This window comes from Stappia sp. (genome assembly GCF_040110915.1).
GTDB lineage: Bacteria > Pseudomonadota > Alphaproteobacteria > Rhizobiales > Stappiaceae > Stappia.
Genome location: NZ_CP157793.1, coordinates 574,607 through 588,212, shown reverse-complemented (window position 1 = coordinate 588,212; position 13,606 = coordinate 574,607). Strand labels below are relative to the sequence as shown.

Below are 13,606 nucleotides of genomic sequence, written 5' to 3'. Positions count from 1 at the left end.
CTCCCCCTTCGCGATCGCGGCTTTCTTGTGTCGTGTCCGCGATTTACGGCTCAATCGCGCCGGAAGATCACTCCGGCGAGCCAACCCGTGAAGATGGCAAGCGCAATGGCGATCAGGCCGTAGAGCAGCGAATAGTCGTAGGCCAGACGGAAGGTGAACTGCTCGAACCCTGTCTTGGCGATGGTCAGCCGGTCCTCGTGCTCGGCCAGCAACGCCCCGCCGCGCAAGAGATAGGTGGAGACCGTATAGGAGCCGACCGGCACATTGGCCGGCAACGGCACGGTGGTGCGAAACAGGGAGTCGCTCAGGAACTCGATGGTTTCGGGGCGTTCGGCATAAAGCCCGCTTTGCACCCGCAGACGCAGGAAGGCCTCCCGGAAATCGCCGCGATCCCCGACCGGAACGGTGGATTCGCCGACAATCGGCAGATTGAGATTGCGCAGTCCGATGCGATGGCGCTCGCGCAGCGTGCGCGACGTCAGGTCATAGGAGGGGCGCGTCGTATGCACCGCGAGGAAGCTCGGCACCTGCGCGAAGGTTTCCGCGTCGCGATTGACCCAGATGCCGAAGAAGCGGCCCTTGCGCCGTGTGGTGACCGTCTGCTGCGGACCGGCCACGACCACCGCGAGGTCGTAGGGCTCGGGCCGGGCCACCGTCAGCGCGTCGCGCACGATCTCGCCGAAGACGACGATCTCCGTGCCGGTGAAGTTCGACTCGATCTTCACCTCCTCCGACGACAGGGCCACGACGAGGTTTTCCGCCGCCGCGCTCACGGTCAGCCCGAGAAGCGCCAGCCCGCCAGCAAGCCCGCCCGCCAGCGCCGACGTCACCCTTTGCCGGACTGTCGCGGCCGCGTGCCTCATCGCGTCGCCTCCATCAGCGAAACGGAGATCGAATAGAGCTCGTCCGGCGTCAGCACCAGATTGACGGCGAACCGCAGGCCGACCGACAGCACCAGCAGGGCCAGCAGCAGGCGAAGCTGATCGCCGCGCAGCTTCTGCCCCATGCGCGCGCCGAACTGGGCGCCGATCACGCCGCCGATCATCAGCGTCAGCGCCAGCACGATGTCCACCGACTGGGTGGACATGGCATGCAGAAGCGTCGCCGCGGCCATGGTGAACAGGATCTGGAACAGCGACGTGCCGATCACCACGTTGGTCGGCACCCGCAGCAGATAGATGAGCGCCGGCACCATCATGAAGCCGCCGCCGATGCCCAGGATACTGCCGAGAAAGCCGATGACACCGCCCAGCGTCAGGATCGGAATGACGCTGACATAGAGCCGCGACTGGCGAAAGCGCATCTTCATCGGCAGCCCGTGCACCCAGTTGTGGCGTCCGGGCTGGCGCACGGGCGTCTGCACGCCCTGCCGCCGCCGCGTCATCGCGCGCACGGATTCAAAGAACATCAGACCGCCGATGGCGCCCAGAAACGAGACATAGGACAGCGAGATCACCAGATCGAGCTGACCCAGCGTGCGCAGCATGCCGAACAGCCACACGCCGATCGCCGAGCCGATCACGCCGCCGACGAGCAGCACGCCGGCGAGCTTGAAATCGATCATCTTGCGCCGCCAGTAGGCGACCACGCCGGAGGCGGAGGAGGCCACGACCTGGGTCGTCACGGTGGCGACGGAGACCGCCGGCGGAATGCCCGAAAAGATCAGGAGCGGTGTCAGCAGGAAGCCGCCGCCGATGCCGAACAGCCCCGACAGGAAGCCAACGGCTCCCCCCATCCCGAACAACATGAACATGTTGACGGGCAATTCGGCAATGGGCAGGTAGATTTGCACGTCACACCGACGACTCGGCCGCTCGCTTGCCCGGGCGGCGGGGTGGGCCAAATGGGTCGAAGCCCGGTTTGCGGCCGCCCGGGCCGCGGACGACGACGCGCCGGGCGGCGCCCTTGAAAACGATAAAGCGCGCTTCCCCCGGCCCTGTCAACGCGCCAGTCGGCCCGCCGCGCGGCCGGCGCCCCGATGCCGGAAAACGGGTCGGAAACGGGGCCTGAAATCGGCGCCGTCACCGGGGACGGACCGGCCCCATCCTCTAGATCGAGCGTTCCGACAGCGCCTCGACCAGCGCCGGCGTCACGTGGCCGGTGACCGGAAGGCCGGCGGCCGCCTGGAAGGCGCGAATCGCCTCCCGCGTGCGCGGGCCGACCTGGCCGTCGGGCGTTCCCGGATCGAAGCCGCGCTCGGCGAGAAGCTTCTGCGCCTGCAGCACCATGGTGCGCGGGTCGCCGGTCATCGTCGCCTGCGAGATCGGGGCGGCCGGAGCCGACCAGCTCGGGCTCATCTCCACGGTGTTGGCGGACGCGGACTGCGGCGCCTGCTGCCAGGTCTCCACCGCCAGACGCGCCTCGGCCAGCTGCTCCTTGGACAGCATGTTGGCAAGCTCGTCGCGCTTGTTGGCGGCATCCGCGTCGCCCTGCTCGGCCGCCAGCGCGAACCACTTGTAGCTTTCGACGAGGTTCTTCTCCAGGCCCAGCCCCCGGGCATAGAGAATGCCGAGATTGTACTGGCTGTCGGTCAGGCCGAAATTGGCGGCCGTCTTGAACCAATGCGCGGCGTCGCGAAACTCCGGATTGCCCGAGATCCCTTCGGCGTAGAGCACCGCGAGATTGTGCGAGGCCTTGGCGTTGCCCTGCTTGGCGGCGCGGGCGTACCAGTCGCGCGCGGCCTCCAGATCGCGTTCCACCCCGCGCCCCTTTTCATAAAGGCTGCCGAGCCGGTATTGCGCGGGCGCAAGCCCCGCCTCCGCCGCGCGCCGGTAGTAGCGCGCCGCCTCGGCCAGATCCGGCGTCACGCCCTTGCCTTCGGTGTAGCGCACGGCGACGGCGAAGAGCGCATTGGGGTCGCCCTGCGCGGCGGCCTGGCGCAGCGGCAGAGGGCCGATGCTTTCGGGGATCCCGGCCAGCGCGTCGGAGGCGCCGGGCGTGCCCGTGCCCATCCCCGTCTCGCCGGCATCCGCGGGCCCCTGAAACTGCGAGGTCGGCAGCGTGTCGGGATTGGCGCTGAAGCCGGCCTGCGGCACGGCCGGGGGCGCGAAGGCCATCTCGGCCTCGCCCGCACCGGCGTCTTGCGCCGGCATGTCCCGGGACGGGATACCCTGTGCCGGCGACGCCGACGAACCCGGCATCCCGGCCTCAGTAGCCGTCGGCCCCTCCGGCGCGCCGGTGGCCGCGCGCTGCGCGCGCTCGACCGTCGGTCCGGCCCGGGATCCCGTGTTGGATGCGGTCTGGGCTCCTGCCTGGGCTCCCGTCTGGCCGCTCGCGCTTGCCAGCGTCGCCGGCGTGTCCGGCGCGCGCCGGGACGTCGCATCTTCCTGCGGCTGCGCCACCTGTTCGATCACGGGCGGCGTGTCGAGGGCCGCGAGATCCTCCGCGCCGTCCGAGCCACCGGGTCCGACCTGCTTGAAGATCTGCAGTGCCCCGATGGCGATCACCACGGCGGCGGCGGCGAGCAGCACCGCGCGACGTCCACCCGGCGAGAAGAGCCGGCGTCCCCCGGCCTCGGCCTGTTCGGCCTCGTCGCCGGCAAGATCCGTGGGCCTTGCATCGGCGCGCACGCTCGGCGCGGCCGCCGCCTCGTCCGCACGCGGCGCGCCCTTGCCACGCCCGCCGTCCCGGCGCTCGGCGGTGGCGGGGGTCGCGACCTCGCTCTCGGCCTCGTCCTCGCGCCCGCCCTTGCGGCGCCCGGACAGACGCGAGCGGAGCCAGCCGGCGGCCGAACGGCCCGCCGTGTCCTCGCCCTCCTGGGCAGCACTCTTGCCGCGCCCGCGCAACAGGCCGAGCGTCGACTTCGGCTCGTCCACTTCGGCGGCCGCCGCCTGCGCCGCCCGGCGGGCAGCGGCGATGAAGTCGGCCTTGCGGTCGCGCGGGTCGTTCGACCTTGCATGGCGCTGTGCGCCCTCGCCGCGCTCTGCCGAACCCGCCTGCGCGCCACCGGCCTGTGCGTCTGTCGCCTGTGGCCCTGCTGCCTGTGCGGTTCGCGGGGCGCGCGCCGGCGGATCGCCGGCGGGATCGGCACCCGGCGCACCCTTTTGCGCCGGACGGGCGCGGGCCACCGGCGTGCCGGCGCGCTGCTGTTCCTGAATGCGGATGCGCGGGCGCGGCTGCGGCTTGCCGGAGCCCGGCTCCAGCGGACGGTCGTCCTCGGGCGAGGCAAGCGGCGCGCCGTCCGCGCCGCGATCCTGCTCGAGCGCCACCAGACGCTGGTTGATGGAGGCCAGCACGCTCTGGACGCTGTCCATCGACTCGCGCGTCTTGCGCTCCGAGCTGGTGGCGGCATCCATCAGACGGTGGAGGTCGCCGCGCAGGGCGTCCATGATCTCGCCGGACATGCCGGATTGCGCCCCGGCGTGGAGATCGTCGAGCCGGGCGAACCCGTGCTCCGCCGCGTCGAGCTTCTCCGCCAGTGCGGCGATCTTGGATTCGATCTGGGCGAGCGCCGCCCCGTCGTCGCGGCCGCTGCTGCGGCTGACGGCTTCGGCCAGATCGCGGACCTGGGCTTCCAGATTGCCGAACTGCGGTTCGCCCGGGCTGGCGAGCCCCTCGCGCAGCGCGGCGATTTCCGCGTGAAGACGGTCGAGATCCGGGCCCTGGCCGGAGCTTTGCGCGCCGTCGAGGCGCCGGGTCAGATCGGCGATGCCCGATTCCAGACGGGTGAGCAGGTCGGTCTCGATCGCCGCCCGGCCGTCGCCGGCGGAAAGCGTCACCGTTTCGGGGCGGTCAAGCGCGTCGATCTTGCTGTCGATGGCGGTCAGCCGCTTTTCCAGCAGCGTGAAGGCGGCATCGTAGCTCGGCGGCATCTGGCGGGCGTTCTCGATCCGCTTCAGCCGGCCGGCGATCTCGTCCAGTTGCTGATCCAGCCTCGGATCGGGTTCGGCGGCGCGCGCCGCGCGATCGTCGGCAAGCATGCCGGCGATCTCCTCCAGCCGATCGTTCAGCCGGTCCACCGCGCCGGAGGCCGGCAGACGGCGGTCGATCTGCTCCAGACGCTCGCGCATCGCGCGCTGGTCGTCGGCCAGCTGCTCGACGCTGTCGAGACGCACGGAGAGCGTCGACAGCCGCTCCTCGATGCCGCCCAGCAGATCCTGCACGTCGAGCCGCTCGACGAGATCGCGCACGCCGCGCACCTCGCCGCGCAGCGTCTCGAGTTCCGGTCCGGCATTGCGGCGCACCAGTTCCTCGACCCGATGGCCGATGTCGGCGACCCGGTCGTCGAGCGCGACCAGTTGGTCGGCGCGGGGCACGATGCGGAAGGCGTCCTCGATCTCGGCAAGGCGCTGACCGAGATCTTCCAGCAGACGGGGCTCGGCGCGGTCGCGCGCCAGTTCGTCCAGCCGCTGGACCAGATGCGCATAACCGCTTTCCAGCGACTGCAGCATGCCGTCGACGTTGGACTGGCCGATCAGGGACCGAAGGTCGGCGATCTCCGCGCGCAGTTCGCGCGCCACCCGCATGTCGGAACGGTCCGCGCGCAGACGCTCCACCGCATCCGACAGGCGCCGCATTTCCGCCGCCTCGCGCGGCGATGCGCGCCCGCGCTCGGCGCGCAGGCTTTCCATCAGCGTGTTGCGCAACTCCGCAATGTCGCGGCGCAGGGTCGCCACCGCCACATCTTGCGGACCGCCCGCGCGCTCGATCTTGCGTGCGAGGTCCTGAAACAGCGGGCGCAGCTCCTCGCCGAGTTCGGCGGCAACCACGGCCGGGACGGGCTCGCCGCGCGCGGACCGCCGTCGCTCGGGCGCCCGGGCAGCCATCATCTCGCGCTCCTGGCGGTCGAAATCGTCGTCGGCGGCACCCCCATGCGGCGCCCGGCGCTGCGGTCCGCTTGCCCCGAACCTCGCCGCGTGCCGCGCGGCCGACCGGTCGCGGCGCATGGCCTCGACGCGCTCTTCCTCGTGCCCCGCGCGCATGTAAGGATCGGCGTCATAGGGGTCGACGTCATAGGACGGGTCATAGGCCTCGGCGCCATACGGATCGGCATCATAAGGGGCCGCATCATAAGGCGCCGCATCGTACGGGTCGGCATCATAGCCATCGGCGGGCGCGCCCTCGCCCCGCCTCGTGTCGGAGGCAGCGGGCCCCGTGGCCGCCTGGGACAGATCTTCCACCCGCCGGTCGAGCCGGTCGAGCGCACCGAGAACGGCCTCGATCCGGCTGGTGCGGCGCTCCGCCTCCGACGTCGGCGCCGGACGGCCTTCGGTGCGCGCACGCGCGGCGGCCGCACGGCGCATCTTGCGGTTGGGCTGGGGTTGAGAGTGGGGCGCGCGGGCCGGTTGCGGCGCCTCGCCGCCATCCATCAGACGCTCGAGCTGATCGGCCACCGCGTTGAGCTGATCGCGGGCGCTGCCGCGATCCGCGTGCCGCGGCGCCGGCTCGGCCGGCTCCCCGCGCCACGCGGGCGCCCGCCGCTGCGGCTCGTACCAGCTGTCGTTGTCGCGGCCCATGTCGGGGTCGGCGCCAGCATCCGGGCGAGGGGAACGGGTCGTGCGGTTTCGCGCTGTCCAGGACATCTATGGGCCTCTTCACCCGAGTTCTTCGCGCTTGCGGCGCAAATTCTTCTTCTTCCGGCCCGCTACACGGAGACTGACGGCCCGGACGACCTTCCCTGAAACTCTCCGTCGTTATGGTAAACACCGGGTTAAGCCGCGCGATTACAGGGTTAACAGGTCGTGAACACCACTCACGCCAGGCTGTGCGGAGCCGCCTGCCGGGGCCCACGACCGGCCCGAAACGCACGCCGAAACCTTGACGCTTACGTCTACGGAAGCTATGCGGAAGGCAGGTGACGTTGTGTCATGTCGCGCCAGGCGGACATGAGGCGAACGTGACCGGGGCAATGGCCCAGGGCGATGACGAGACGCATCGCAAAAACACTGTGCGGCCGCCCGCGCGACAGAAAAACATCAATGAGGACAAGCATATGAGCGAAGCGCTCTCGGTCAACAACGACATCGTCGAGGCGGTCGCGGCCAAGGACACCTCCACCAAGAAGACGCTGTTCACCATCGGCGATCTGTCGAAGGAGTTCGGCGTGACCCTGCGCACCCTGCGCTTCTACGAGGACAAGGGGCTGCTCAATCCGCGCCGCGACGGGATGAACCGGGTCTACACGCGGCGCGACCGGGCACGGCTGAAGCTCGTCATCATGGGCAAGCGCGTCGGCTTTTCGCTCGCCGAGATTCGCGACATGCTCGACCTCTACGACCTGCGCGACGGGCAGGTCACGCAGCTGCGCGTCGCCCTGTCGCGTTTCCAGGAACAGATCGACATTCTGGTCGAGCAGCGGCGCAACATCGACCAGGCGGTCGAGGAACTGGGCCGCACGGTCGAGATCGTCTCCGGCATGCTGAAAGAAAAGGAAGCCGACGGCGGCTGAGCCGGCGTCCCATCCCGAGCCCTTTCCTGCGCGTTTTTCCCGCGTGTTTTCCTGCGCGCCGGCCGGTCTCCGCCGCGCCGCCTTACACTTTTGCGCGCGGCGGCGCGGGAGATCCGGCGCGCGGATCGTCGGGTGGCGACCGACGCCCCTCTCGACGCCCCCCTCCGCTCAAACGCCGCGAAAACCCGCCCGCCACGCCCCCTTCCCGTCGAGCCCGCGCCGGATTCGCATCGCTTTCGCCCGAAAAAGCGCGCAAGGTGACGTTGGGACACGTCTTGCCGGCCCGGTTTTCCCGGCCTATAACCCGCCCAAGGTGACGTTTACGCAAACGTAAGGCTTGCGAACGTCCAATCCGAGAGCGGCCCGAGGAGGGGCCGGGACAGCGACCGGGAGGCAAAAGCATGCCCACATATTCCGCGCCCGTGAAGGACGTGACCTTCCTGCTGAACGACGTGCTGGAGGTCCAGCGCCACGGCAACCTGCCGGGCTTCGCAGACGCCACGCCCGACATGATCGACGCCATCGTCTCCGAGGGCGCCCGCTTCTGCGAGGAAGTGCTCGCCCCCCTCAACGCGGTCGGCGACCGGGAGGGCTGCACCCGGCACGACGACGGCTCGGTGACCACGCCAACGGGCTTCCGCGACGCTTATGCCACCTATCGCGACAACGGCTGGATCGCGCTCTCCATGCCGGAGGCGCATGGCGGCCAGGGCCTGCCGTCGACGCTCAACACGGTCATCCAGGAGTTCATGACCGGCGCCAATCTGGCGTGGAGCATGTATCCGGGCCTGTCGCAGGGCGCGGCGGCCGCGCTGATGGAGCATGCCAGCGAGGCGCAGAAGGCGCTTTATCTGCCCAAGCTCGCGAGCGGCGCCTGGTCGGGCACCATGAACCTGACCGAGCCGCATTGCGGCACGGATCTCGGCCAGATCAAGACCAAGGCCGTGCCGAACGGCGACGGCAGCTACAAGATCTCGGGCCAGAAGATCTTCATCTCCGCCGGCGAGCACGACCTCACCGAGAACATCGTGCATCTGGTGCTGGCGCGCATCGAGGGCGCGCCGGAGGGCACCAAGGGAATCTCGCTCTTCGTCGTGCCGAAATTTCTGCCCGACGACAACGGGGAGCCTGGCGCGCGCAATCTGGTCTCCTGCGGCTCGCTGGAAGAGAAGATGGGCATTCACGGCAATGCCACCTGCGTCATGAACTACGACGAAGCGACGGGCTGGCTCGTCGGCGAGGAAAACCGCGGGCTCGCCGCCATGTTCGTGATGATGAACGAGGCGCGGCTCGCCGTCGGCGTTCAGGGGCTCGGCCAGTCGGAGGTCGCCTATCAGAACGCCGCCGCCTACGCCAAGGAGCGGCTGCAGGGCCGGTCCCTGTCGGGCGCGAAATACCCCGACGCCAAGGCCGATCCGATCCTCGTCCATCCGGACGTGCGCCGCACGCTCTTGTCGATCCGCGCCTTCAACGAAGCGGCGCGCGCGCTGGTGCTATGGACCGCGCTGCAGTCCGACATCGCCCACCGCTCGGACGACGAAAAGGCCGCCCAGGCGGCCGACGATCACATGGGGCTGATGACGCCGGTCATCAAAGGCGTGCTGACCGATGTCGGCTTCGACAATACGGTGGCGGCGCAGCAGATGCTCGGCGGCCACGGTTATGTCGAGGAATGGGGCATGTCGCAATTCGTGCGCGACGCCCGCATCGCCATGATCTACGAGGGCGCCAACGGCATCCAGGCGCTGGATCTCGTCGGCCGCAAGCTGCCGAAGAACGGCGGACGGGCCGTGATGGCCTTCTTCACGGAGGTCGGGACCTTCCTGAAGGAGAACGGCGAGAATGCCGATCTCGCCCCGCTGCTCGGTCCGCTCAAGAGCGGGCTCGACGACCTTCAGGGCGCCACCATGTGGTTCATGAACAACGCCATGAAGGCGCCCGACAACGCCGGCGCGGGCTCGAGCGACTACATGCACCTCTTCGGCACCGTGGCGCTCGGCTACATGTGGGCGAGGATGGCGAAGGTCGCGCGCGCCAAGCTCGCCGCCGGTGACGAGGACACGGAGTTTCTTGAGACCAAGCTCGTGCTGGCGCGCCATTTCATGGAGCGGCACATGCCCGAGACGGCGCTGCGGCGCGCCCGCGTCGAGGCCGGCGCCGAGACGATGATGTCGCTCGCCGCCGAAGCGTTCTAGGCTTGCGTGCAAGGCCGGCGACCGGACACCCTCAAGGCGGCGCAAGACCGCCGGGACACCGGTCGGCGGCCCGGACACATCGCACCGGCAGATCGCACGGGCAGATCGCACGGATGGACCGCACGCACAGGGAGGAAAGCTGCGTGACCGCATTGCATGAGACCGCGCCGGAGTGGATGACCGACGAGCACAGGATGCTCGACGACGCCTTCGCCCGCTTTCTGGAGCGCGAGATCGCGCCCGACTACGAAAGCTTTGTGGAAGCAGGTTCCGTCACCCGCGAGGCGTGGGCGAAGACCGGCGCCGGCGGGTTCCTGTGCCCGGCCATGCCGGAGGAATATGGCGCGGCCGGCGGCACCTTCGCGCATGAGGCGGTGATCATCCGCCGGCTGGGGCTTGCCGGCTTCGACCATTTCGGTATCGCCCTGCATTCGGCGATCGTCGCGCCCTACATCCTGCACTACGGCTCGGACGATCAGAAATCCCGCTGGCTTCCGGGCCTCGTCTCGGGCGAGCGCATCGGCGCCATCGCCATGACGGAACCGGGTGCCGGATCGGACCTGCAAGCCGTCAAGACGACGGCGGTGCGCGACGGCAACCACTACGTCATCAACGGCTCCAAGACCTTCATCACCAACGGCCAGCTCGCCAATACCATCGTGGTGGTGGCCAAGACCGATCCGGCCGCCGGCGCCAAGGGCACCTCGCTCTTCGTGGTGGAGACCGACAAGGTCGAGGGCTTCCGCCGGGGCCGCAATCTCGACAAGCTCGGCTTCAAGGGCAACGACACCTCCGAGCTCTTCTTCGACGACGTGCGGGTGCCGGCCGACGCGCTGCTCGGACCGGAGGAAGGCCGGGGTTTCTATCAGCTGATGGAGCAACTGCCGCAGGAACGGCTGCTGGTCGCCGTTCAGGCGATGGCGGCAATCGAACGCGCGCTCGACCTCACGCTCGATTACGTGAAGGAGCGCAAGGCCTTCGGCAAGCGTGTCCTCGATTTCCAGAACACCCAGTTCAAGCTGGCCGAGTTGAAGACCGAGGCGACCATCGGCCAGACCTTCGTCAACGACTGCATCCGCAAACTCGACGCCGGCACGCTCGACACGGTCACCGCGTCGATGGCCAAATACTGGTGCACGGACCTGCAGATGAAGACCATGGACGAGTGTCTGCAGTTCTTCGGCGGCTACGGCTACATGACCGAGTATCCGATTTCCCGGCTCTACGCGGACGCGCGCGTCCAGCGCATCTATGCCGGCACCAATGAAATCATGAAGGTGCTGATCGCGCGCAGCCTGTAAGGCGCGCGTCCGGCCCGCCCATTCTCATTCGACGGCAAGGAGACATTCATGGCCGACGCATTGATTTTCGACCACGTTCGCACGCCGCGCGGGCGCGGCAAGGCGGATGGCGCCCTGCACGAGGTCACGGCCGTGCAGCTCGCCGCAGCCCCCCTGAAGGCGCTGAAGGAGCGCAACGACCTCGACACGAAGCTCATCGACGACGTGGTGCTCGGCTGCGTCGACCCGATCGGCGAGGCGGGCGGCGACATCGCGCGCGCCGCCGTCTTCGCCGCCGGCTACGACAGTTCCGCGCCGGGCGTGCAGATCAACCGCTTCTGCGCCTCGGGTCTGGACGCGGTCAATTTCGGCGCCGCACAGGTGATGAGCGGGCAGCACGATCTGGTCGTCGCCGGCGGGGCGGAATCCATGAGCCGCATCGGCATCGGCGCCTCCGGCGGGGCTTGGCCGGTCGACCCGGCCGTGGCCCTGCCCTCCTACTTCATGCCGCAGGGCGTGTCGGCGGACCTGATCGCCACCAAATACGGCTTCTCGCGCGACGATGTCGACGCCTATGCGGTGGAGAGCCAGAAACGCGCGGCCAACGCCTGGGAGAAGGGCTATTTCGCCAAATCCGTCGTGCCGGTGCGCGACGTCAACGGGCTCGCCCTGCTGGAGCGCGACGAGCACATGCGCCCCGAGACCGACATGCAGTCGCTGGCGGGCCTCGCCGCCTCCTTCGAGATGATGGGCCAGATGGGCGGCTTCGACGCTGTCGCGATCCAGGCCCACCCCGAGGTGGAGAAGGTCCGCCACGTGCATCACGCGGGCAATTCCTCCGGCATTGTCGACGGGGCGGCGGGCGTGCTGATCGGCAACCGCAAGGCCGGGCGCAGGGCGGGCCTCAAGCCGCGCGCGCGGATCAAGGCCTTCGCCAACATCGGGTCCGATCCGGCGCTGATGCTGACCGGACCGGTCGACGTGACGCAGAAGCTGCTCGCCTCGGCGAAGATGAGCCTGTCGGACATCGACCTCTTCGAGATCAACGAGGCCTTCGCCTCCGTGGTGCTGCGCTACCGGCAGGCCTTCGATCTCGACGCGGATATCGTCAACGTCAACGGCGGGGCCATCGCCATGGGCCACCCGCTGGGGGCGACCGGCGCGATGATCCTCGGCACGGCGCTGGACGAACTGGAGCGGCGCGACCTCAACACCGCGCTCGTGACCCTGTGCATCGGCGCCGGCATGGGCACGGCGACCATCATCGAGCGGGTGTGAGCGATGCGGGTCACCGCAAAGGGGCTCGGAAAAGGGGCCGCGACCAGGGTCGGGAAAGGGATCGGAAAAGGGTCAGGCCACGTCGCTGACGGCGGGCTCGGCCTGCGGATCCGCGCCGAAGCGGACCTGCGGCAGCGCCGCCACGACCGGGCGGGCGAAGTGGTACCCCTGCTGAAGCGAGATGCCGGCGGCGGCCAGGACGGCGCTTTCGGCCTGCGTCTCGATGCCCTCGGCGAGCACGGTGACCCCGAGGCCCCGGCCGATCTGCGCGATGCCGGCGACGATCGTCCGGCGCGCGGGATCGCGGTCGATGTCGCGCACCAGATCCATGTCGATCTTGATGAGATCCACCTTGAAATCCGCGAGCAGGCGCAGGCCGGAATGTCCGGCGCCGAAATCGTCGATGGCGGTCAGAAAACCGCGCCGGTGGTACTCCGCGACAATGCCCTGAACATGCGCCGTGTCGAGCATCGGCTCGTTCTCGGTGAACTCGAACATGATGCGGTCGAGGGCGAAACCGGTGCGGGACGCCGCAAGGAGGGTCGTGCGGATGCAGGCGGCCGGATCGTAGACGGCGTTCGGCATGAAGTTGATCGACAGGCGCGAGCCGTCGTCGGGAAACAGCATGGCTGCCAGTTCGATGGCCTTCACCCGGCACGCCTGGTCGAAGCGATAGCGGTTTTCCGCGGTGACGCGGTCCAGCACGGCGTGCGCGCCCTCGCCGTTCACGCCACGCACGAGCGCCTCGTAGCCCCACACGCAACGGTTGGCGACGTCGACGATCGGTTGAAACGCCATCGTGAAGTCGAAGTCCAGCCCGGCCCCGTTCCGGCACCCGTCGCAGCCCGTTCGCATCGCGTCCCCTCTGGTCTCGGCATGATCCCGACGTCGAAGGGGAACCGTAATCGACAACCCTTGATAAGGACTTACCGCAAGGTCCCGCACGCGCCGCAGCCGGCCTGCCCCTTGCACCCGGCAGGCCCCGACCCGGAGGACGCACGATGCCCAAGATCGACCTGACCGCCGTTCCGGTGCGGGACACGACGATCTATCCCGCCCCCTTCGACGCGCTCACCCGCGGCCGCGCGAAACAGGCCCTCGGCACGGCGGCCGGGCTGACCCAGTTCGGCGTCAATCTCACCCGCCTCGCGCCGGGCGCGATTTCCGCGCTCAAGCACTGGCACGCGCAGGAGGATGAGTTCGTCTTCATTCTGGAGGGCGAGGCCGTGCTGGTCGAGGACGACACGGAGACGCCGCTTTGCGCCGGCGAGGCGGCCGGCTTCAAGGCGGGCGTCGCCACCGCCCACCAGCTGGTCAACCGCTCCAGCGCCGACGTCGTCTACCTGGAGATCGGCACCCGCGCGGCGCACGAGCGCGCCACCTACCCCGACGACGACCTCGTCTTCGAACGCGACGAAACCGGACACCGCTTCACGCGCAAGGACGGAACGCCCTACTGACTTTCG

9 protein-coding genes are annotated in these 13,606 nt (G+C 69.2%); 5 read left to right on the top strand and 4 right to left on the bottom strand.

All coding sequences use genetic code 11. The features are described 5' to 3' along the window. Positions 1-50 precede the first annotated feature (50 nt). The 3 genes from ABL312_RS02640 to ABL312_RS02630 all read right to left on the bottom strand — a co-directional run bounded on the left by ABL312_RS02640 (position 51) and on the right by ABL312_RS02630 (position 6,521). Positions 51-863, bottom strand: a complete 813-nt coding sequence (locus ABL312_RS02640; RefSeq protein ID WP_349359834.1) for a TIGR02186 family protein — start codon at positions 861-863, stop codon at positions 51-53. Continuing rightward, positions 860-1,792 carry a sulfite exporter TauE/SafE family protein gene (locus ABL312_RS02635; protein WP_349359833.1) on the bottom strand — a complete coding sequence of 311 codons (933 nt, stop codon included), beginning with the start codon at positions 1,790-1,792 and terminating at the stop codon, positions 860-862. Before ABL312_RS02635 ends, ABL312_RS02640 begins: the two co-directional genes overlap by 4 nt. 256 nt (positions 1,793-2,048) lie before the next feature. Continuing rightward, positions 2,049-6,521: a peptidoglycan-binding protein gene (locus ABL312_RS02630; protein ID WP_349359832.1), complete on the bottom strand. Its 4,473-nt coding sequence runs from the start codon at positions 6,519-6,521 to the stop codon at positions 2,049-2,051. Between the two features lie 410 nt (positions 6,522-6,931). Here ABL312_RS02630 and ABL312_RS02625 point away from each other — a divergent pair, with 410 nt between their 5' ends. From ABL312_RS02625 to ABL312_RS02610, 4 genes are all read left to right on the top strand, one after another. Beyond that, complete coding sequence (locus tag ABL312_RS02625) at positions 6,932-7,387, top strand: MerR family DNA-binding transcriptional regulator (RefSeq protein ID WP_349359831.1); 456 nt, start codon at positions 6,932-6,934, stop codon at positions 7,385-7,387. Positions 7,388-7,788: 401 nt separating this feature from the next. Beyond that, the gene (locus tag ABL312_RS02620) at positions 7,789-9,582 is read left to right on the top strand and encodes an acyl-CoA dehydrogenase C-terminal domain-containing protein (RefSeq protein WP_349359830.1); all 1,794 of its coding nucleotides are present in this window, start codon (positions 7,789-7,791) and stop codon (positions 9,580-9,582) included. A gap of 194 nt (positions 9,583-9,776) precedes the next feature. Continuing rightward, positions 9,777-10,883, top strand: coding sequence for an acyl-CoA dehydrogenase family protein (locus tag ABL312_RS02615; RefSeq protein WP_349361322.1), 1,107 nt, complete (start codon positions 9,777-9,779; stop codon positions 10,881-10,883). A 48-nt stretch (positions 10,884-10,931) separates the two neighbouring features. After that, positions 10,932-12,140: an acetyl-CoA C-acetyltransferase gene (locus tag ABL312_RS02610; RefSeq protein WP_349359829.1), complete on the top strand. Its 1,209-nt coding sequence runs from the start codon at positions 10,932-10,934 to the stop codon at positions 12,138-12,140. Between the two features lie 72 nt (positions 12,141-12,212). On the opposite strand, the gene ABL312_RS02605 is transcribed toward ABL312_RS02610, so the two are convergent. Further along, positions 12,213-12,938 (bottom strand): EAL domain-containing protein, encoded by a 726-nt coding sequence (locus ABL312_RS02605; protein ID WP_374730168.1) that lies wholly within the window; start codon positions 12,936-12,938, stop codon positions 12,213-12,215. A 203-nt stretch (positions 12,939-13,141) separates the two neighbouring features. Between ABL312_RS02605 and ABL312_RS02600 the strand changes: the two genes are divergently transcribed. Further along, the gene (locus ABL312_RS02600) at positions 13,142-13,600 is read left to right on the top strand and encodes a cupin domain-containing protein (protein WP_349359827.1); all 459 of its coding nucleotides are present in this window, start codon (positions 13,142-13,144) and stop codon (positions 13,598-13,600) included. Positions 13,601-13,606: the final 6 nt, after the last annotated feature.

Excerpts from the sequence above, each read along its gene's own strand:
- ABL312_RS02615 (WP_349361322.1), top strand. The coding sequence starts at position 9,777 with ATGCTCGACGACGCCTTCGCCCGCTTTCTGGAGCGCGAGATCGCGCCC.
- ABL312_RS02600 (WP_349359827.1), top strand. The coding sequence starts at position 13,142 with ATGCCCAAGATCGACCTGACCGCCGTTCCGGTGCGGGACACGACGATC.
- ABL312_RS02625 (WP_349359831.1), top strand. The coding sequence starts at position 6,932 with ATGAGCGAAGCGCTCTCGGTCAACAACGACATCGTCGAGGCGGTCGCG.
- ABL312_RS02605 (WP_374730168.1), bottom strand. The coding sequence starts at position 12,938 with ATGGCGTTTCAACCGATCGTCGACGTCGCCAACCGTTGCGTGTGGGGC.
- ABL312_RS02630 (WP_349359832.1), bottom strand. The coding sequence starts at position 6,521 with ATGTCCTGGACAGCGCGAAACCGCACGACCCGTTCCCCTCGCCCGGAT.
- ABL312_RS02620 (WP_349359830.1), top strand. The coding sequence starts at position 7,789 with ATGCCCACATATTCCGCGCCCGTGAAGGACGTGACCTTCCTGCTGAAC.
- ABL312_RS02610 (WP_349359829.1), top strand. The coding sequence starts at position 10,932 with ATGGCCGACGCATTGATTTTCGACCACGTTCGCACGCCGCGCGGGCGC.
- ABL312_RS02640 (WP_349359834.1), bottom strand. The coding sequence starts at position 863 with ATGAGGCACGCGGCCGCGACAGTCCGGCAAAGGGTGACGTCGGCGCTG.